We start from the raw sequence: 18,547 nt of genomic DNA on the forward strand, positions 1-18,547 counted from the left end.
CGTCGAACATCGGCGAAAAGGCGCGCGCGAGGCGGCACGAACCCATTCGCATTGCTCAATGGCCATCACGCTCAAGACACCCGCCGACATCGAAAAGTTGCGCATCTCCGGCCGCATGGCCGCCGAAGTCCTCGCGATGATCGGCGAATACGTCCGCCCGGGCGTCACCACCGACGAACTCGACGCCATCTGCAATCGCTTCATCGTCAACGAACTGAAGGCCGTGCCCGCGAACGTCGGCTACATGGGCTTTCCGAAAACGATCTGCACGTCGGTGAATCACGTCGTATGCCACGGCATTCCGGGGGCGAAGGAACTGAAGGAAGGCGACATCATCAACATCGATGTCGCGATCATCAAGGACGGCTACTACGGCGACACGAGCCGCATGTACTACGCCGGCACACCGAGCGAGCAGGCGCGCCGTCTCACCGAAACCACCTACGAAGCGATGGTCGCCGGCATGCGCGAAGTGCGTCCCGGCGCGACGCTCGGCGACGTCGGCGCGGCGATTCAAAGCGTCGCGCATCGGGAAGGCTTCTCGGTGGTGCGCGAGTATTGCGGACACGGCATCGGCCGCGTGTATCACGAAGATCCGCAAGTGTTGCATTACGGTCAGCGTGGCGCGGGCCTGCGTCTGAAGCCGGGCCTCGTCTTCACGATCGAGCCGATGATCAACGCGGGCCGCGCCGCCACGCAGCAGTCGCGCGACGGCTGGACCGTGACGACGAAGGACCGCTCGTTGTCCGCGCAGTGGGAGCACATGGTCGCCGTGACCGACGACGGCTTCGAAGTGCTCACGCCGTGGCCGGATGGCACGGGCAGCTATGCAGCGCCATGAGCGCGCGTTCGCCATGCCGTGTGCGTTGTAAAGCACTTTCCCGGATTTAGGAATTGACGGGTTCGCCCGTTCGGTTGAAGCTATGCCGATGGCCCGAGCGCCGGACCGGCCGACAGAGCCGCACGCGTATCCCGCCTGAAAGCCAGAGAGAAATTGTCCGCATGAGCGCCCGCATGAGTCCCTCACTGACCGTCAGCCGCATCGCCGCGCAACAAGGTTCGGTCTTGCGCGAGCTTCGCACGGCATCGCTGCGCGAAGCGCCATACGCATTCGGCGAAACGCTGGAAGATGCGCTGCTCGTCGATCCGTCGTCGTTCGATGACACCGCGTCGCTGCATGCGAGTTCGCCCCGGCTCGCGACGTTTCTGCTCTACACCGAAGGCCATCCTTGCGGTCTCGTGCACGCGTACATCGAAGAGGCGCCGAACGAGCGCGCATTCGTGAGCGCGCTGTGGGTCGCGCCGGCCGTGCGGCATCTGCGTGGCGGCGAACTGCTCGTGAACGTCGCGTCGCGATGGCTCGCGCAGCAAGGCGTCGCAGAGGTGCATGCGTGGATATCCGAGGAGAACCGCACCGCGGTGCGCTTCTACGAGCGCCTCGGCTTTGGTCCCACCGGCGATCGTCGCGCGATGCCGTCTCACGAGCAAGAAGCCGAGTCGCTCTTCGTGCGCCACATGCATCCCGAAGAGGACGACTGAGGCGCCTCCGCTTCGGCTTCGTCTTCGCTTCACGCATGTTCGTCGTGCGCGTTCGTCGCACGCACTTCTCGTTTCCGATAGCTGAAATCGGTCCTAAAAATTATGGCCGTGTGCGACAACGCCTGTAAAATACGCAAAATTTTTGGCCGTTCTTATGTCGCTCAACAAAACGCCCTTCTTCGAACTGCGCAGCGGCTCCGTCGACACGCTTCTCTTCGTCGTCAAGACTCCCGACCTCGATGCCCTGCGCACTGAACTCACGCGGCGCTTCGAAGCGACTCCCGAATTTTTCGCAGGCGATGTCGTCGCCATCGACGTGCGCCGTCTCGCCGAAGGCGAACGTGTCGCGCTTGCCGATCTGGAAAAGGTGCTGAGAGACGTCCGCATGCGTCCGATCGGCATCGTCGCGCTGCCCGAGCAGACGTGGGCGATTCAATGGGCGAACGCGGGCGGCCTGCCTGTTCTCGAAGCACGTGACCGGCGCGGCGCGCCCAAGCCCTCCGTCGACGAAGCGAAGCCCAACACCGAAGCTGCCGCGGTGATCGAAGCCGCGGTCGCGAACACGCCGCCGCCGCCCGCGCTGCCGGCGCCGGTGACCATCATCGATCGTCCGCTGCGCTCGGGGCAGCAGGTCTATGCGAAGGGCGATCTCATCGTCCTCGGGCTCGTGTCGTACGGGGCCGAAGTGATCGCCGAAGGCAATATCCATATCTATGCGCCGTTGCGAGGCCGCGCGCTCGCGGGCGTGCACGGCAATCTCGACGCGCGCATCTTCTGCACCTGTCTCGAGCCGGAACTCATCTCCATCGCGGGCATCTATCGAACGACCGAGAACCCGCTGCCGGCCGACGTGCTCAGCAAGCCGGTGCAGATCTGGCTGAACGAAGAAAAACTGATGATCGAACCGCTGCGTCTGACCTGACGGGTTGCATCGATCCGCGCGCCCGATGCCCTTGGCGCGCGCTCGCAGGCAACGCAAGCGGACTTATTGACGAACACAAGGTACTTGTATGGCAAAAATCATTGTGGTGACCTCGGGAAAGGGCGGCGTCGGCAAGACGACCACCAGCGCGAGCTTCGCATCGGCGCTCGCATTGCGCGGCCACAAGACGGCCGTGATCGACTTCGACGTCGGTCTGCGCAATCTCGACCTCATCATGGGTTGCGAACGCCGCGTCGTGTACGACCTGATCAACGTCATCCAGGGCGAAGCGAATCTGCATCAGGCGCTCATCAAGGACAAGAAGTGCGAGAACCTCTACATCCTGCCGGCATCGCAAACGCGCGATAAAGACGCGCTGACTCTCGAAGGCGTCGAGAAGGTCATCAACGAGCTGATCAAGATGGACTTCGAGTACATCGTCTGCGATTCGCCGGCGGGCATCGAATCCGGCGCGCTGATGGCAATGCACTTCGCCGACGAAGCGCTCATCGTGACGAATCCGGAAGTGTCGTCAGTGCGCGATTCGGACCGCATTCTGGGCATTCTGTCGTCGAAGACCAAGCGCGCGATCGAAGGCAAGGAACCGGTCAAGGAACATCTGCTCATCACGCGCTACAACCCGAAGCGCGTAAGCGAGGGCGAAATGCTGTCGCTCTCCGACATCCAGGAAATCCTGCGCATCGATCTGATCGGCGTGATTCCGGAATCGGAAGCGGTGCTGCACGCATCGAACCAGGGTTTGCCGGCCGTGCATCTCGATGGCACGGATGTCGCGGAATCGTACAAGGACGTGGTGTCGCGATTCCTCGGCGAGGAAAAGGCGCTGCGCTTCACCGATTATCAGAAGCCCGGTTTGCTGCAACGCATCTTCGGCACCAAGTAAGGGGACGCAATGTCGATTCTTTCGTTTTTGCTGGGCGAGAAGAAGAAGTCCGCTACGGTCGCGAAGGAACGCTTGCAGTTGATCATTGCGCACGAGCGCGCGGGTGGCAAAGCCGCCGCCGATTATCTGCCGGCGTTGCAACGGGAACTGGTTGCCGTGATTTCGAAGTACGTGAAGATTTCCGATGACGATATTCGAGTCAGCCTCGAACGTCAGGACGATCTCGAAGTGCTGGAAGTGAAGATCGAAATTCCGCAGGCGTGATGCCGCGTGCGGCGCGTGCTTGCGCGCCGCGTTTATCGAAAGAGCCAGAGTCTCGGGATTCTGGCTCTTTTGCTTGGCGCGTTATCGTTTGCGCGTGTCATTTCGACGCCGCCGATGCGCGGTCGATCAGCGTTTTCCGGGGCCAGAAAAAAGAACAGGCGCGAGGCTTTCGCCGGGCGCCCAAGAAACGCTCCCGCCATAAGCAGGAGCGGAGAGGAGATGAGAGCCGTGCGTTAGGTTCGACGAGCGATCCGACGAACGGCATTACCTGCTCAGAGTGCCCGCGCGGGGGAAAGTTCAACCGATTTGAAATTTTTCTGTAGGTCCGGCGTCTGATGCCGGCGCGCGCGGCTCAGGCGGTCAGCACTTCGAAGGCGAGCACGGCCAGGATCGCGCCGACATTCGCGATGACGGCTTCGACGAGCACGCCTCGCCATGTCGCCGGTCGGAACTTGATCGCGAGCAGCAACGCGGTCGAAAGCGCGATGGCGATCATCGCGACGAGATGAGCGCTCTCAACATGAATACGCATGCCCGGCCTCCTTCTGGTTCGCGGCACAAGTTTTCCGCGCATCGTTTTTGTCGAACTTCTTTCGAGTATAGGCAGCGGCATATTTACTGGAAAGCGGACAAAAAAGTCATTTTGCCGCCAGCTTGCCGACTGGCACCGAGTGTTAATTTAAATACTCGTTGATTAAGGGAATTTTCCTTTCGGAGCAGGTACAAACCGCGTATGTGCGCCAGCCCGTCCGGCGGCGCGCCGAAACCGCAGGTCCGTGGAGCATTCGCCAGATGACTTCCCCGACGACACGTTCTCTCGAAGTCGATTTCTTTCGAGGAATCGTGCTGCTCATTATCGCGGTCGACCATATAACGGGAAGCGTGCTATCGCGCTTTACGCTGCACCAGTATGCGTTTTGCGATTCCGCCGAAGTTTTCGTGTTTCTCGGAGGTTATGCGTCGGCGGCGGCTTATACGGCGCTTGCGACTCGCCGTAGCGATTCAGCCGCCCGCCGACGCTTTTTCAGACGCAGTTGGGAAATTTATCGCGCGTATCTGTTCACGGCGTTTCTGATGCTGGTCGGCGGCGCGATCCTGATGGCGCTTCAAGTCGACACGCCGATGGTCCAGTACACCGAGTGGCCGAACTTTCTCATGCGGCCGTTCGGCCTTGCGGTCGATATCGTGCTGTTGCGTCAGCAGCCGTATCTGTCGGCGGTTTTGCCGATGTATTCGGTGTTCGCGCTCGCAGTCCCGGCGATCGTGCCGCTCGCGCAGAAGAAACCCGTCATCGCGATTTTCGGCAGCCTGCTTGTGTGGCTCGCGGCCATGCCGCTGCTGCGCTTCCTGCCGGGCACATACGGCGAAGCGTGGTCGTTCAATCCGTTCGCGTGGCAGTTGATGTTCATGACCGGCGTGCTCGCGCGCGTGCAGCCGATCAGCGACGAATTCCACGCCGGCCGATTCGCGCGCTGGCTGACCGCCGGGGCGATCGCGCTGGCGCTGACCTTCGCGTTCGCCAAGCTCTTCCTCGAAACGCAGGCGCCGCCGGGATACATGAAGCAGAATCTCGCGACGCTGCGCATCGTGAGCTTCGCCGCCATCGCGTGGATCGTCGCGCGCGGCGTGTATGCGGGCTGGGTCGGCAAGCTCGCACGCAGGCTGCCGGGCGTCGTCACGATCGGCCAGCAGGGGCTCGTGTGCTTCATCGCGGGCACATGCGTGTCGCTCGTGCTCGATTCGGCGCTGCGCGCGATGGGCGTGCTCGGGCTCGGGCGGTATCCGTCGCACTGGATTCTGGGGCTGATCGCCGATGGCATCGCCATCGTCGGCCTGCTTGCGCTCGCGCGCTTCTGGGCGGATCGGAAGGCGGCGAAAGCGGCGCGTGCGAAGAGCGTCGAGCGGCCGGCGCCGCGTATGCCCGTCATCGAGGGCAGGCCGGTCCCGGCGCACGCCACGAACCGGCGCGATCGCTGAGCGCGCCGGTTTCTCTCGTGCTTACTCCAGCGTGATGTGGCGCGTCTCGCGCATACACAGCACGGCGATCAAACTCACCGCCGCAGCCGCCGACACATATCCGCCGACCCACGCGAGCCCGCCGCGATTGGCGAGCAATTGCGCGATGTACGGCGCCACCGATGCGCCCAGAATCCCGCCGAGGTTGTACGCGACGCCCGCGCCCGTGTAACGCACGTTGGTCGGGAAGAGCTCGGGCAGGAGCGCGCCCATCGGTGCGAACGTGACGCCCATCAGGAAGAGCTCGATCGTCAGGAAGAGCGCGACCTGGATTGTGTCGCCGCTGCCGAGGAGCGGAGCCATCGCGAAGCCGGAGAGGATCGCCAGCAGACAGCCGACGATCAGCACCGGCTTGCGTCCGAAACGGTCGCTCGCGATCGCGGAGATCGGCGTCGCGAGCGCCATGAACACCACGGCGAGGCACAGAAGGCCGAGGAAGGTCTCGCGCGCGAAATGCAGTTTGGCCACGCCGTACGACAGCGAAAACACCGTCGAGATATAGAAGAGCGTGTAACAGACGACCATCGCGAACGCGCCGAGCAGCGTCGGCACGAGATGCCGCCCGAGCAGCGTCGCGACCGGCACCTTGACGCGTTCTTCGCGCTCGACGGCCGCGCGGAACGCCGGCGTTTCCGCGATCTTCAGGCGCACGTACAGGCCGAGCGCGACCAGCACCGCGCTCACGATGAACGGCACGCGCCAGCCCCAGCTGCGGAATTGCTCATCGGAGAGCGAGAGCGCGAGACCGAAGAACAGACCGTTCGACGCGAGAAAGCCGATCGACGGCCCGAGCTGCGGAAACATGCCGAAGAGACCGCGTTTGCCCTTCGGTGCGTATTCGGTCGCGAGCAGCGCCGCGCCGCCCCATTCGCCGCCCAGCCCAATGCCTTGGCCGAACCGCAGGATGCACAGGAGGATCGGGGCCGCGCTGCCGATCGAATCGTAGCCGGGCACGAAGCCGATGAGCGTCGTCGAGAGGCCCATCACGAGCAGCGAGGCGACGAGCGTCGATTTGCGGCCGATGCGATCGCCGAAGTGTCCGAAGATGAACGAGCCGATAGGCCGCGCGAAGAACGCGATGCCGAAGGTGACGAACGCCGAGAGCGCCTGCGCGGCGGGCGAGTCGTGCGGAAAGAACACCGGTCCGATGACGAGCGCGGCGGCGGTCGCGTAGACATAGAAGTCGTAGAACTCGATCGCGGTGCCGATGAAGCTCGCGAAAATCACGCGGGAAGCGCTTTGGGATCCGTCGCCGGGCTTTGCGGCGGAAAGCGAGGGTGAGGCCATGTTGTCTCCGTTGTCGTGTTGCCTTGGTGCGAAGCATTGTCGCGCGCATCGCCGGGCAAGAGCGATCGGAATGACGAACGATGTCGTCGTCCGGCGCGCGTCAGCTTTTTGTAGGGATTGCGATGAATGGCGGGAAAGCCAGGGTTGGACGGCGCGTGAGTGGCGCGCGGTGTCGCGGCGCAGTTCGGCGGCGCTCGGGCGCTGCGCCGGACGCGCGGGGTGAGCGCGAGGCGCAGGCCACGCCGGAAGCGGGTCCGGCCGGGATGCAAAAAATTATAACGAGCGTGCCGGCCGAGCGCCAATCAATCAATGGTCGTGGCTTGCGGCGAATGCGACGTCTGTAGCTGGAACTGGCCGTTGTCGTTGAACATCCAGCCTTCGAAAAGCTCCAGTTGGCCGTTGCCGTTCAAAAGGCGCGCGGGCGGCGCGGGCAGCGGCGATGCGCGGCGCAGCGAGGCGAGCGCGGTGGCTTCGGCTTCATCATCGCCGTTGGTGCGATACACCGACGATTCGACGAGCCGCCCGCCGCGATCCACCGTAAACGACACGAGCACGAACGAGCGCAGCATCGCTTGCGGCGTGCCCTTCAGCACGAGCGACGGATTGCGCTCGAAGATGCGCTGCGCGATGCGCGCCTTGTACTCGTCGAGCGTTTGACCGGAGACGGCCGGCGCGGGCGCGCGCGCAGCCACGACGCTGGGGGGCGGGGTGATCGTGCAGGCGCTCATCGCCGACGCAAGGACGAGCGCGGCGGCGGTACGGCGAAAACGTGACGCGGACATCGCAACAATGGCGGGATGGCGTTACTTAAATGGTAGTCGCTGCAAAGGCCGTCAGCGAACCGAATTCGTGCGCCCGGACGCATTCAGGCGCGCAGTTTGCTGCCGATGCTTTCATTCGAAAGCACTTTAAGGAGGGCGCCATGAACAGCGAGACCAACCGTCCGGAAGACGGAAAGACGGCCGAGCACAGCGACAACGAGAAAAGCAAGCTGCCCGAGCGCGATGACGACAACCGCAAGCAAGGTCCGAACGACAGGCCGGGCAAGCAGTCGGGTGAGGGCGAGGCGCCGGTCGGCTGAGTCGTGCATGGCGTGTGCGGTATCGGCGGCGCGGTGCTAATGTGGAAAGGGGATGTCCCCGGATTTCGGGAGAATGCCATGACACGCAAGAACGATCCTGCACCGTCGGGCGCGCCCGCAAGGAAGCAGCAACCGGCTTCCGCGGCGCATTCGAAGAGCGAATCGCAACGCGCCGCGCCCAAACAGGACGCTGCGAAGGCGGAGCCGGTTCCGCACGTCCGGCCGCCCGTCAGATCCGATGACAATTGAGCGTTCGGTTTCGATTATTCGGTGTAGGGCTTGACGAGTTCGGCGCAGCGCATCGGCGCGGCAGATCTGACCGCGCCGGTTTCGGCCGCGCGCGTTTCCCCGCAGCGGTAGAGACTATTGTTTTTCTGAAGCACGTAGGTGTCTTCGGGAAGGCCGGAGTTGCGCGCGGCCACGCTCGTCACCGCGACGATCCCATATCCGTTTTGAATCAGGTCGAAGAGCGTTGTTTCGGTCGCGCGCCATTGCGCGTTTGGCTGAGGCTGGGCATGCGCCGACAGGCTCACGGCGGCGATGCAGCCGACGAGGATGGGCATGATGCGGCCTGACTTCATGGGCGACTCTCCGCGTTGTGATCGATGAGGCGGTTAGATGGCGTTATGGCCGTAGTGTTCACGTCGATTGTCTGTCGGGGCGTGGCATCGGACGAAAAAAAGCCTCGCGAGTGCGAGGCCCAAGTCCAACCTTTCCCATTGAAGACCTCCTTCGAATCGAGCATGGGGGGAACTCGGAAGGAGGCAGAAGGGAAGATACGTGGCTCCGGAGACGTCGGATAGGCGTTTTGTCTGAAATTGATGGTTCAGGATAGCGAAGCAACGGGCCAGCCTTGGCGCGTTCGAGCGCGTCGCGAAAACGCAGCGGCAAAAGACAAAGCCCCGTAAGCGTTTGAACTTACGAGGCTTGATTTGATCTGGCGGAGGCGGTGAGATTCGAACTCACGGAAGGATCGCTCCTTCGCCGGTTTTCAAGACCGGTGCCTTAAACCGCTCGGCCACACCTCCAGCAAGGCGCGTATTGTAGCGCAACTCGCAGCCGCGCAGGAACGCTCATCCTTCGAGCGATTTCGTCGCCTTGAGCGCGGGAAAAAGGCGCATCCACAACAGCGCGACGACAATCGTGCCGATTCCGCCGATCAGCACCGCCGGCACCGCGCCGAGCAGTCCCGCCGTCATCCCCGATTCGAACTCGCCGAGCTGATTCGACGTGCCGATGAACAGCGAATTGATCGCGCCGACGCGTCCGCGCATTTCGTCGGGCGTCTGCAACTGCACGAGCGACATCCGCACGACGACGCTGATCACATCCGACGCGCCCAGCGCCGCCAGCGCAATCAGCGACACGTAGATATTGCGCGACAGTCCGAAGACGATCGTCGCGATTCCGAACGCGATCACCCCGCCGAACAGCGCATTGCCCGCGCGCTGCCGCAGCGGAAAATGCGCGAGCCAGATCGATCCGGCCAGCGCGCCGGCCGCGGGCGCCGCGCGCAGAACGCCGAGTCCCCACGGTCCGGTATGCAGGATGTCGCGCGCGTAGACCGGCAGGAGCGCGGTCGCGCCGCCGAGCAACACGGCGAAAAGATCGAGCGACAGCGCGCCCAGAATCACCGGCTTGCTGCGAATGAAACCGATACCCGAAAAGAGCGCTTCGAACGAGAGCGGCGCGCGCATACGCACGGCTTCGTCGATTCTGATCGCGGCCACGGCGCACGCCGCGACGAGAAACGCGACGCTCACCGCGCCGTACACGGTCAGCGCGCCGAACCCGTAGAGCACGCCGCCCATCGCGGGACCCAGGATCTGCGCCGTCTGATTCGCCGACGTCGACCACGCGCTCGCATGCTGCAACTGATTGCGGGCGACGAGATTGGGCAAGAGCGCGGCCATCGACGGCGATTCGAACGCGCGCGCCGCACCCGTCACGGCGGCGATCGCGTAGATCGGCGCGACATCGTGCCAGCCGTGCCACGCGCCGAGACACAGCACGAGCGCGGCGATGCCCTCGATCGACTGGCACACGTACGCGATCACGCGTCTGTCGTAACGGTCCGCAACGTGCCCGACGACGAGCGTCAGCACGAACATCGGCAGGAATTGCGCGAGGCCGACGAGACCGAGCGCGTAGGCGCTATGCGTGATCGAATAAACCTGCCATCCGATCGCGACCGACATCATCTGAAACGCCACCGACGACATCACCCGAGCGCTCCAGAAAAGCGCGAACGGGCGATGCCGCATCACCGAGTTCGGCGCCATCGTCGGCGCGCTCAATTGTGCGGATCCTTCAAGAACAGTTCCTGGAGATCGTTGAGAAAGCGTTGGCCGAGTTCGGTCGGCGCAATGCGTTCGATGTCGCGCGTGATGAGCCCGCGTTTTTCCGCTTCGGCGAGCGCCGGCTCGATCGCGGACAGCGCCAGTCCCGTGCGCTCGACGAACGAATGCACCGGAAAGCCTTCGACGAGCCTAAGCGTGTTCAGCATGAACTCGAACGGCAGATCGCGCGGACCGACTTCGCGTTCTTCCTGGATCGCGGTTTCGGCCGGCGAAAGCGCGTGATCCATATAGCTCGAAGGATGCTTGAAGCGCGCCTGACGCAGAATTTTGGACGGAAACGACAGCTTCGTATGCGCGCCCGCGCCGATGCCGAGGTAATCGCCGAAGCGCCAGTAGTTCAGGTTATGCCTGCTCTGACGATGCGGCTTCGCATACGCCGACACTTCGTAGCGCGCGTAACCGGCCTCGCGCGTGCGCTCGTGGATCCAGTCCTGCATGTCGGCGGAAGCGTCGTCGTCGGGGAGCGCGGGCGGGTATTTGGCGAAGACCGTGTTCGGCTCCATCGTCAGGTGATACAGCGACAGATGCGGCGGCGCGAACGAGATGGCCGTCTCGATATCGTGCTTGCACTCGTCGAGCGATTGCTGCGGCAGCGCGAACATCAGATCGAGATTGAAGTTGTCGAAGTGCTTCGCGGCGATCTCGACGGCATTTTTCGCCTGCATCGCATCGTGAATGCGGCCGAGCGCCTTCAAATGCGCCTCGTTGAAACTCTGAATGCCGATCGACAAACGATTCACGCCGCTCGCGCGAAACGACGCGAACTTGGCCGCCTCGAACGTGCCGGGATTGGCTTCGAGCGTGATTTCGGCGTCGGCATCGATGGGCAGCAGCGCGCGCGCATCGGAGAGAAGGCGGTCCAGCCCTTTCGCCGATAACAGCGATGGCGTGCCGCCGCCGATGAAAATCGTATGCACCTGCCGTCCCCACACGAGCGGCAGCGCGCTTTCGAGATCGGCGCGCAGGGCATCGAGATAACGTTCTTCGGGAAACGTGTCGTCCTTCCACTCGTGCGAGTTGAAGTCGCAGTACGGACACTTGCGCACGCACCACGGGAAATGCACGTACAGCGAAAGCGGCGGCAGCGACGTCAGCCGGATGCTTCCCGGCGACGTGAACGCCTGCACGATGTTGATCGTCTTCGGTCCGGCGCTCACGCAAGTTCCTTCAGTCGTTGCAGTAATTCGCGCAACGCGAGCGCGCGATGGCTGAGCGCGTTCTTGCGCGCGGGATCGAGTTCGGCGGCGGTCGCATCGAGCGTCGGCAGGAAGAAGTGCGGATCGTAGCCGAAGCCATTTGCGCCGCGCGGCGCATCGATCACTTCGCCATGCCAGCGGCCTTCCGCGATGAGCGGCTCGGGATCGTCCGCGTGACGCACGAGCACGAGCACGCAGAAGTAGTAAGCGCGGCGATCCGTGTGCTGAGCGAGGTCGGCGACGAGCTTCGCGTTGTTCGCGGCATCGCTTTTGGCGCCGCCGCTCATCGACGCATAGCGCGCCGAATACACGCCCGGCGCGCCGTTGAGCGCGCGCACGCAAAGGCCGGAATCGTCGGCGAGCGCGGGCAGGCCGGTGAACGTCGCGGCGTGCCGCGCCTTCGCCAGCGCGTTCTCGACGAAGGTCGGGTGCGGTTCGGGCGCTTCGGGCACGCCGAGTTCGCCCTGCGCGATCAGTTCGATGCCCGCCGCATCCAGCAGCGATGCGAATTCGCGCAGCTTGCCCGCATTGTTCGATGCGAGCACGACGCGCCCAAGACCATTGACGTCAGACACCGCGAATCCCCAGTGCTTCCTTCTGCTTCAGGATCAGCGCCTTGATGCCGCTGTCGGCGAGCGCGATCAGCTCGTTCATCTCGTCGCGCGTGAAGGGCGCGCCTTCCGCCGTGCCCTGCACTTCGACGAAGCCGCCCGCGCCCGTCATCACGACGTTCATGTCGGTATCGCATTGCGAGTCTTCGTCGTAGTCGAGATCGAGCACGGGCGAGCCTGCGAAGATGCCGACCGAAATCGCCGCGACGAAATCCTTCACCGGCGACTTCGCGATCCTGCCCGACGCGAGCAGTTTGCCGACCGCATCGTGCGCGGCGACGAACGCGCCCGTGATGCTCGCCGTGCGCGTGCCGCCATCGGCCTGAATGACGTCGCAATCGATATGCAGCGTGCGCGCGCCGAGCGCGTCGAGATCGAACACCGAGCGCAATGCGCGGCCGATCAGCCGCTGAATCTCCTGCGTGCGGCCCGTCTGCTTGCCGCGCGCGGCTTCGCGGTCGCTGCGCGTGTGCGTCGCGCGCGGCAGCATGCCGTATTCCGCGGTGAGCCAGCCTTGCTCCCGGCCGCGCAGAAACTCGGGCACGCGCTCGGCGATGCTCGCCGTGCAGATCACCTTGGTATCGCCGAATTCGACGAGCACCGAGCCTTCCGCGTGCTTCGTGTAATGCCGCGTGATGCGTACGTCGCGCAGCTGATTCGCGCGGCGGCCGCTCGGACGCGGGGGAGAAGGCTTGAGCAGGGGAGAGTCGGTCATGGATGTCGGAAGAAGAGTGTGGAACCAGCAAACCCAGCGATTTTATCGTCATTCACTTTCAGGCGTTGCGCGTGCGCCATGCGCGCCGGTCCGCCGTCCGGGCGGCTTTCGCGGTAAAAATGGGATAATGCGGGTTCCTCGCCCGGCGGCCCAACGCAGGCCACTCACAGGCACTTTCGACAGCGCCGGGCGTTTCGTATCGAATGGGTCTTCGCAACGAAGGCTCTCTATCGCGAGACGTACCATGATCTACAGCATGACAGGCTATGCCAGCGCGACGCGCGAAGTCGTCGCGGATGGCGCGGGACCCAATGGCGCGGGGGGTTCGGGCGTCGGTGTATCGGTGGAATTGCGCACGGTGAATTCGCGCTTTCTCGACCTGAACTTCCGCATGCCCGAAGACGTGCGCGCGACCGAGCCGCAATTGCGCGAAATGCTGATGACCAAGCTCTCGCGCGGCAAGGTCGATATCCGCATCAACCTGAATCGCGTCGAGCAGACGGCAAACGCGGGCGCGCTCAATCGCGACGCGCTCACGCAGCTCGCCGCGCTCGAACGCGCCGTGCTCGATATCTTCCCCGACGCCGAGCGCATGCGTACCGGCGAAATCCTGCGCTGGCCCGGCGTGCTCGCGGAAAGCTCGGTGTCGCAGGAAACGTTGCGTGAGGCCGTGCTCGCGTGCGGCAAGCAGGCGATCGCCGATCTCATCGAAGTGCGGGCGCGCGAAGGCGCGGCGCTCGGCAAAGTGCTGATCGACAACGTGACGGAGATGGAAACGATCGTCGCGCGCATCACGCCGCTCGTGCCGGAACTCATCGCGAAGCATCAGCAGAAAATTGTCGAGCGGCTGCAGGACGCGCTCGGCATCGCGACGACCGAAGGCGGCGCGGTCACGACGAGCGTGCCGCGCGAGGAAATCGCCGAGCGTATCCGCCAGGAAGTGACGATGTACGGCATTCGCATCGACATCGCGGAAGAATTGCAGCGTCTCACCGCGCATCTGAACGAAACGCGCCATGTGCTGCAAAAGGGCGGCAAGGTCGGCAAGCGTCTCGACTTCATGATGCAGGAGCTCAACCGCGAAGCGAACACGCTCGGCTCGAAGGCCGCCGCGAAAGAACTCGCCGACGCATCGATGACGCTGAAACTGCTCATCGAGCAGATGCGCGAGCAAGTACAGAATCTGGAGTAACGCAACATCATGCCGAATACCACGCATCGCTCGCACAGCCATTACACGGGCATCTATCCGGGCAACCTGTTCATGGTCGTAGCGCCCTCGGGCGCGGGCAAGTCCACGCTCGTGAACGCGCTGCTCGCCGAGGACAAGGACATTCTGCTGTCGGTTTCGTATACGACGCGCGAGGCGCGCTCGAAGGAAACCAATGGCGTGCAGTATCACTTCGTGTCCGTCGATGAATTCATGGAGCGGCGCGACAAGGGCGAGTTTCTCGAAAGCGCCGAAGTGCACGGCAACTACTACGCGACATCGAAGCTGTGGATCGCGGAGCAGATGAAGCAGGGCCATGACGTGCTGCTGGAAATCGACTGGCAGGGCGCGCAGCAGGTTAAGAAGCAGTTCCGCAATGCGGTGGAGATTTTCATTCTGCCGCCGTCGCTCGATGCGCTCGAAGACCGCCTCAAGAAACGTGGCCAGGATTCCGAAAAAGTGATCGTGCGGCGTCTGCTCGCGGCCGGCAGCGAGATGGCGCATGCATCGGAAGCGGAGTATGTCGTCATCAACGAGAACTTCGATCGCGCGCTTAACGAACTGCGCTGTCTCGTCGCCGCGACGCGCCTGCGCTTCACGTCGCAATACGCACGCAACACGCAGCTTTTCGTGGACCTCGGCATCCACTCCACGCCGCAAGCGTGACGCATTGCAGTGGCCGGGTCGATCGGTCACATAAGGTAGAATAAAACCCATATTCCGAAGGAAACAAACATGGCCCGCATCACTGTCGAAGACTGCCTGAAACAAATCCCGAATCGCTTCGAGCTCGCGCTTGCGGCAACGTATCGCGCGCGCCAGCTCGCACAAGGCCACACGCCGAAGATCGAAAGCCGCGACAAGCCGACCGTCGTCGCGCTGCGCGAGATCGCCGCGGGCCAGGTTGGCATCGAAATGTTGAAGAAGGTGCCCGTCTAAGGGCCGCAGTTCCACACGGTTTCATTTCTTGCAACCGACAACCCAGCGCGTCACATCACCACGGAGGGGAAGATGAGTCAGACACCGTTGCCCATCTCCACCGCCGTGGATCCCGATATCGAAGTCGACGCCGACTCGATGCTCGATGCCGAAAAGCCGCACGCGGCGCGCAAGTACATCGACGCGGTTCTCGAACAATCCTTCCGCCATCTGTTCGGGCCGACCGCCACGCCGGAGCAGCCGCGCAAGCACGACGTCGTTTCCATCGCGAAACTCACGAACGCGCTCGCGAGCTACATCACTCCGGAAGAGATCAAGGAAGTCAAGGCGGCTTTCCACTTCAGCGACGAAGCGCACCTCGGCCAGTATCGGCAGAGCGGCGAGCCGTACATCACGCATCCGGTCGCGGTCGCGGAAATTTGCGCGGGCTGGAAGCTCGATGCGCAATCGATCATGGCGGCGCTGCTGCATGACGTGATCGAAGACCAGGGCGTGACCAAGACCGAAATCGCGGAGCGCTTCGGCGCCAAGGTCGCGGAACTGGTCGACGGCTTGTCCAAGCTGGACAAGATGGAATTCCGCAATCGCGAGGAAGCGCAGGCGGAAAACTTCCGCAAGATGCTGCTCGCGATGGCGCGCGACGTGCGCGTCATTCTCGTCAAGCTCGCGGACCGGCTGCACAACATGCGCACGCTCGGCGCGGTGCCGCCGGAAAAGCGCAGGCGCGTCGCGCGCGAGACGCTGGATATCTATGCGCCGATCGCGCATCGGCTCGGTCTGAACAATACGTATCGCGAGTTGCAGGATTTGTCGTTCGCGAACTTCAATCCGAATCGTTACGCGACGCTCGAAAAAGCGGTGAAAGCGGCGCGCGGCAACCGGCGCGAAGTGGTCGGCAAGATTCTCGAAGCGGTGCAGCGCACCATCGCGGATGCGAAGATCAACGCGGAAGTCACCGGCCGCGAAAAAACGATCTACAGCATCTACAAGAAGATGCGCGACAAGCAGTTGTCGTTCTCGCAGGTGCTCGATGTGTACGGCTTTCGGGTCGTCGTCGAGGGCGCGCTCGAATGCTATACGTGCATCGGCGCGCTGCATGCGCTCTACAAGCCCGTGCCGGGCAAATTCAAGGACTACATCGCCATTCCGAAGGTGAACGGCTATCAATCCTTGCACACGACGCTGGTCGGCCCGTTCGGCGCGCCGATCGAGTTCCAGATCCGCACGCGCAAGATGCACGAGATCGCCGAGGCGGGCGTCGCGGCGCATTGGCTCTACAAGAACGGCGGCGCCGATCTGAACGACGTGCAGAAGCGCGCGCATCAATGGCTCAAGTCGCTGCTGGACATTCAGAGCGAGGCGGGCGACTCGAGCGAGTTCCTCGAACACGTCAAGATCGACCTGTTCCCGGACGCCGTCTACGTGTTCACGCCGAAGTCGAAGATCATGCCGCTGCCGCGCGGCGCGACGGCGCTCGACTTCGCGTATTCGATCCACAGCGACCTGGGCAACCAGTGCGTCGCGGTGAAGATCAACAACGAACTTCTGCCGCTGCGCACGGAGTTGAAGAGCGGTGACATCGTCGAGGTGATCACCGCACCGTACTCGAAGCCGAATCCCGCGTGGCTCGGCTTCGTGCGCACCGGCAAGGCGCGCTCGGCCATCCGTCACTATCTGAAGACGATGCGACTGAACGAGTCGGTCCAGTTGGGCGAGCGGCTCGTCGATCAAAGTCTCAAGGGTTACGGTCTCGCGCTATCCGACGTCACGCCGGAAGTATGGGAAAAGCTCGTGCTTTGGACCGGCAACAAGACGCGTCAGGAAATCTTCGCCGATATCGGTCTCGGCCGGCGCGTGGCGGCGGTCATGGCCAAGCGCATCGAGGTGCTGATGAACGGCATCGCCGATGACGAAGATCACCCGCATCGCGAGCATCACAACACGAATACCGCGCCGCCGGTCGTCATCACGGGTACGGAAGGCATGTCGGTGCAACTGTCACCGTGCTGCCGGCCGATTCCGGGCGACGACATCATGGGCTATATCGGCATCGGACTCGGCATGGCCATCCATACGACCGAATGCCGCGTGGCGCAGCGCATCCATCGGCGCGATCCGGGCCGCTGGATCGACGTCGCGTGGGCGCCGCAGCCGGGCCGTCTGTTCGACGTCGCCGTCAAGGTGCTCGTGAAGAACACGAAGGGCGTGTTCGCGCGCGTCGCGGCGGACATCACGTCGGCGGACGCGAACATCGTGCATATCGCGATGGACGAAGACGTGTCGCAGGAAGCGAAGCTGCTGCGCTTCGTGATCCAGGTGAGCGACCGCGTGCATCTGGCGAACGTCATGCGCCGCGTGCGCACCAATCCGGACGTGATGCGCATCGCGCGCGAGCGTCCGAGCGACGAACCGCATCACCGCAATCAGGACGGCGGCATGCGCATCGACCGCGAGCGCGCCGACTACTGACGCGGCGCGGGTATGCGGCGTGCATGCCTGTCGTCGTTCGACGAACAGGAGAGAGCGCCGTAATGAACACATCCGATCTCGAAGGCGCCACGCTCGACTATTGGGTCGCGCGCGGGCTGCACGAATTCATCCGGGAAATTCACTTCACCGATAGCGGCGAGACGCTGTCCATTCGCGGCAACGATCGCGGCAAACCCTGGGACGGGCGTTTCCTGCCGTCGACGTCATGGGATGCAGCGGCCGTGGTTCTGGAGCGCGCCTGCAAGCTCGAGATGCACGATCACGGGCGCGGGGAAGTGGTCTGCACCGTCACGTTCGGCAAGGACGGCAAACCCGTGGAAGGGCGCGGCGCGTCGCTACGCATCGCCTTGCTGCGGGCGTTCGTGCGGCATGCTTTCGGCGATGCCGTCGACGACGAATTCCCGCGCCGTTCTCAGACGCTGCTCGGCGCGCGGGCTGAGGCGATCGGGGAGTCGAGCGCGGTGGCTTCGGTGGAGGATGTGCCGAGGCCGGACCTGGGTATCGGCGATATCGGCTCGGTGCCGCGACAGTAGATTGCGCGCTACGGTCGGGACAAACAAAAAGGGCCTTCCGTCTGGAAGGCCCTTCGAAAGATGGCGCGGCTGGCAGGATTCGAACCCACGACCCCTTGGTTCGTAGCCAAGTACTCTATCCAACTGAGCTACAGCCGCACGCAAAACGGTACAACACTATGTTACTTCAACGCGCTAATGGTTAAGCGCTTGATGACCTCGTTAGAGCGAGAACATCCGAAAAGGTGGCGCGGCTGGCAGGATTCGAACCCACGACCCCTTGGTTCGTAGCCAAGTACTCTATCCAACTGAGCTACAGCCGCACGCAAAACGGTACAACACTATGTTACTTCAACGCGCTAATGGTTAAGCGCTTGATGACCTCGTTAGAGCGAGAACATCCGAAAAGGTGGCGCGGCTGGCAGGATTCGAACCCACGACCCCTTGGTTCGTAGCCAAGTACTCTATCCAACTGAGCTACAGCCGCACGCAGAAGCGGAA

The 18,547-nt window shown here is 63.2% G+C and carries 21 protein-coding genes and 4 tRNA genes; 13 read left to right on the forward strand and 12 right to left on the reverse strand.

The window, feature by feature from the left end:
- The first annotated feature begins 58 nt into the window (after positions 1–58).
- The 5 genes from map to minE all read left to right on the forward strand — a co-directional run bounded on the left by map (position 59) and on the right by minE (position 3,629).
- Positions 59–841: a type I methionyl aminopeptidase gene (gene map, locus NCS02_RS03965; RefSeq protein WP_244807792.1), complete on the forward strand. Its 783-nt coding sequence runs from the start codon at positions 59–61 to the stop codon at positions 839–841.
- A 173-nt stretch (positions 842–1,014) separates the two neighbouring features.
- A complete protein-coding gene (locus NCS02_RS03970; protein WP_008350962.1) occupies positions 1,015–1,539 on the forward strand; it encodes a GNAT family N-acetyltransferase in 525 nt (174 codons plus the stop codon).
- 154 nt (positions 1,540–1,693) lie between these two features.
- On the forward strand, positions 1,694–2,461 hold the full coding sequence (minC, locus tag NCS02_RS03975; RefSeq protein WP_244807793.1) for a septum site-determining protein MinC: 768 nt from the start codon (positions 1,694–1,696) through the stop codon (positions 2,459–2,461).
- Positions 2,462–2,549: 88 nt separating this feature from the next.
- Positions 2,550–3,365, forward strand: a complete 816-nt coding sequence (gene minD / locus NCS02_RS03980) for a septum site-determining protein MinD (RefSeq protein WP_008350957.1) — start codon at positions 2,550–2,552, stop codon at positions 3,363–3,365.
- Between the two features lie 9 nt (positions 3,366–3,374).
- Positions 3,375–3,629, forward strand: coding sequence for a cell division topological specificity factor MinE (gene minE / locus NCS02_RS03985; protein ID WP_008350955.1), 255 nt, complete (start codon positions 3,375–3,377; stop codon positions 3,627–3,629).
- A 352-nt stretch (positions 3,630–3,981) separates the two neighbouring features.
- Here minE and NCS02_RS03990 read toward each other — a convergent pair whose 3' ends face one another.
- Complete coding sequence (locus NCS02_RS03990; RefSeq protein ID WP_034471375.1) at positions 3,982–4,161, reverse strand: hypothetical protein; 180 nt, start codon at positions 4,159–4,161, stop codon at positions 3,982–3,984.
- A 260-nt stretch (positions 4,162–4,421) separates the two neighbouring features.
- On the opposite strand from NCS02_RS03990, the gene opgC reads away from it, so the two are divergent.
- Positions 4,422–5,606 (forward strand): OpgC domain-containing protein, encoded by a 1,185-nt coding sequence (gene opgC, locus NCS02_RS03995; RefSeq protein WP_250519333.1) that lies wholly within the window; start codon positions 4,422–4,424, stop codon positions 5,604–5,606.
- Positions 5,607–5,627: 21 nt separating this feature from the next.
- Here the strand turns inward: opgC and NCS02_RS04000 are convergent, their stop codons facing one another.
- On the reverse strand, positions 5,628–6,932 hold the full coding sequence (locus tag NCS02_RS04000) for an MFS transporter (protein WP_034471371.1): 1,305 nt from the start codon (positions 6,930–6,932) through the stop codon (positions 5,628–5,630).
- A gap of 302 nt (positions 6,933–7,234) precedes the next feature.
- Positions 7,235–7,714 carry a TonB family protein gene (locus NCS02_RS04005; RefSeq protein ID WP_008350950.1) on the reverse strand — a complete coding sequence of 160 codons (480 nt, stop codon included), beginning with the start codon at positions 7,712–7,714 and terminating at the stop codon, positions 7,235–7,237.
- A 140-nt stretch (positions 7,715–7,854) separates the two neighbouring features.
- On the opposite strand from NCS02_RS04005, the gene NCS02_RS04010 reads away from it, so the two are divergent.
- Together NCS02_RS04010 and NCS02_RS04015 are read left to right on the forward strand one after the other, a co-directional pair.
- Positions 7,855–8,013: a hypothetical protein gene (locus NCS02_RS04010; RefSeq protein WP_008350949.1), complete on the forward strand. Its 159-nt coding sequence runs from the start codon at positions 7,855–7,857 to the stop codon at positions 8,011–8,013.
- 78 nt (positions 8,014–8,091) lie between these two features.
- Positions 8,092–8,262 (forward strand): hypothetical protein, encoded by a 171-nt coding sequence (locus NCS02_RS04015; RefSeq protein ID WP_160172884.1) that lies wholly within the window; start codon positions 8,092–8,094, stop codon positions 8,260–8,262.
- Between the two features lie 14 nt (positions 8,263–8,276).
- Here NCS02_RS04015 and NCS02_RS04020 read toward each other — a convergent pair whose 3' ends face one another.
- The 6 genes from NCS02_RS04020 to rph form a co-directional block, all read right to left on the reverse strand.
- The gene (locus NCS02_RS04020) at positions 8,277–8,594 is read right to left on the reverse strand and encodes a hypothetical protein (protein ID WP_244807795.1); all 318 of its coding nucleotides are present in this window, start codon (positions 8,592–8,594) and stop codon (positions 8,277–8,279) included.
- Positions 8,595–8,951: 357 nt separating this feature from the next.
- Positions 8,952–9,041 (reverse strand) — tRNA-Ser (locus tag NCS02_RS04025).
- A gap of 45 nt (positions 9,042–9,086) precedes the next feature.
- Complete coding sequence (locus tag NCS02_RS04030; RefSeq protein ID WP_175981895.1) at positions 9,087–10,295, reverse strand: MFS transporter; 1,209 nt, start codon at positions 10,293–10,295, stop codon at positions 9,087–9,089.
- 11 nt (positions 10,296–10,306) lie between these two features.
- Positions 10,307–11,530, reverse strand: a complete 1,224-nt coding sequence (hemW, locus tag NCS02_RS04035; RefSeq protein WP_250519334.1) for a radical SAM family heme chaperone HemW — start codon at positions 11,528–11,530, stop codon at positions 10,307–10,309.
- Complete coding sequence (rdgB, locus tag NCS02_RS04040; protein WP_008350944.1) at positions 11,527–12,144, reverse strand: RdgB/HAM1 family non-canonical purine NTP pyrophosphatase; 618 nt, start codon at positions 12,142–12,144, stop codon at positions 11,527–11,529. Before rdgB ends, hemW begins: the two co-directional genes overlap by 4 nt.
- Positions 12,137–12,895 (reverse strand): ribonuclease PH, encoded by a 759-nt coding sequence (gene rph / locus NCS02_RS04045; protein ID WP_008350941.1) that lies wholly within the window; start codon positions 12,893–12,895, stop codon positions 12,137–12,139. The genes rdgB and rph overlap by 8 nt, the downstream gene beginning before the upstream one ends.
- Before the next feature lie 244 nt (positions 12,896–13,139).
- Between rph and NCS02_RS04050 the strand changes: the two genes are divergently transcribed.
- The 5 genes from NCS02_RS04050 to NCS02_RS04070 all read left to right on the forward strand — a co-directional run bounded on the left by NCS02_RS04050 (position 13,140) and on the right by NCS02_RS04070 (position 18,067).
- Positions 13,140–14,087: a YicC/YloC family endoribonuclease gene (locus NCS02_RS04050; RefSeq protein ID WP_244807797.1), complete on the forward strand. Its 948-nt coding sequence runs from the start codon at positions 13,140–13,142 to the stop codon at positions 14,085–14,087.
- A gap of 9 nt (positions 14,088–14,096) precedes the next feature.
- On the forward strand, positions 14,097–14,771 hold the full coding sequence (gene gmk / locus NCS02_RS04055; RefSeq protein ID WP_008350937.1) for a guanylate kinase: 675 nt from the start codon (positions 14,097–14,099) through the stop codon (positions 14,769–14,771).
- A 69-nt stretch (positions 14,772–14,840) separates the two neighbouring features.
- Positions 14,841–15,044 carry a DNA-directed RNA polymerase subunit omega gene (gene rpoZ / locus NCS02_RS04060; RefSeq protein ID WP_006999799.1) on the forward strand — a complete coding sequence of 68 codons (204 nt, stop codon included), beginning with the start codon at positions 14,841–14,843 and terminating at the stop codon, positions 15,042–15,044.
- A gap of 72 nt (positions 15,045–15,116) precedes the next feature.
- Positions 15,117–17,513 carry a RelA/SpoT family protein gene (locus NCS02_RS04065; RefSeq protein WP_008350928.1) on the forward strand — a complete coding sequence of 799 codons (2,397 nt, stop codon included), beginning with the start codon at positions 15,117–15,119 and terminating at the stop codon, positions 17,511–17,513.
- A 62-nt stretch (positions 17,514–17,575) separates the two neighbouring features.
- Positions 17,576–18,067: a phage protein NinX family protein gene (locus NCS02_RS04070; protein ID WP_008350926.1), complete on the forward strand. Its 492-nt coding sequence runs from the start codon at positions 17,576–17,578 to the stop codon at positions 18,065–18,067.
- A gap of 61 nt (positions 18,068–18,128) precedes the next feature.
- On the opposite strand, the gene NCS02_RS04075 is transcribed toward NCS02_RS04070, so the two are convergent.
- The 3 genes from NCS02_RS04075 to NCS02_RS04085 all read right to left on the reverse strand — a co-directional run bounded on the left by NCS02_RS04075 (position 18,129) and on the right by NCS02_RS04085 (position 18,533).
- Positions 18,129–18,205: transfer RNA gene (locus NCS02_RS04075), tRNA-Arg, on the reverse strand.
- 87 nt (positions 18,206–18,292) lie between these two features.
- A tRNA-Arg gene (locus NCS02_RS04080) sits at positions 18,293–18,369 on the reverse strand.
- Positions 18,370–18,456: 87 nt separating this feature from the next.
- Positions 18,457–18,533, reverse strand: a tRNA-Arg gene (locus NCS02_RS04085).
- Positions 18,534–18,547: the final 14 nt, after the last annotated feature.

Origin of the sequence: Caballeronia sp. NCF2 (assembly GCF_023631205.1) — a bacterium.
Lineage (GTDB): Bacteria > Pseudomonadota > Gammaproteobacteria > Burkholderiales > Burkholderiaceae > Caballeronia > Caballeronia zhejiangensis.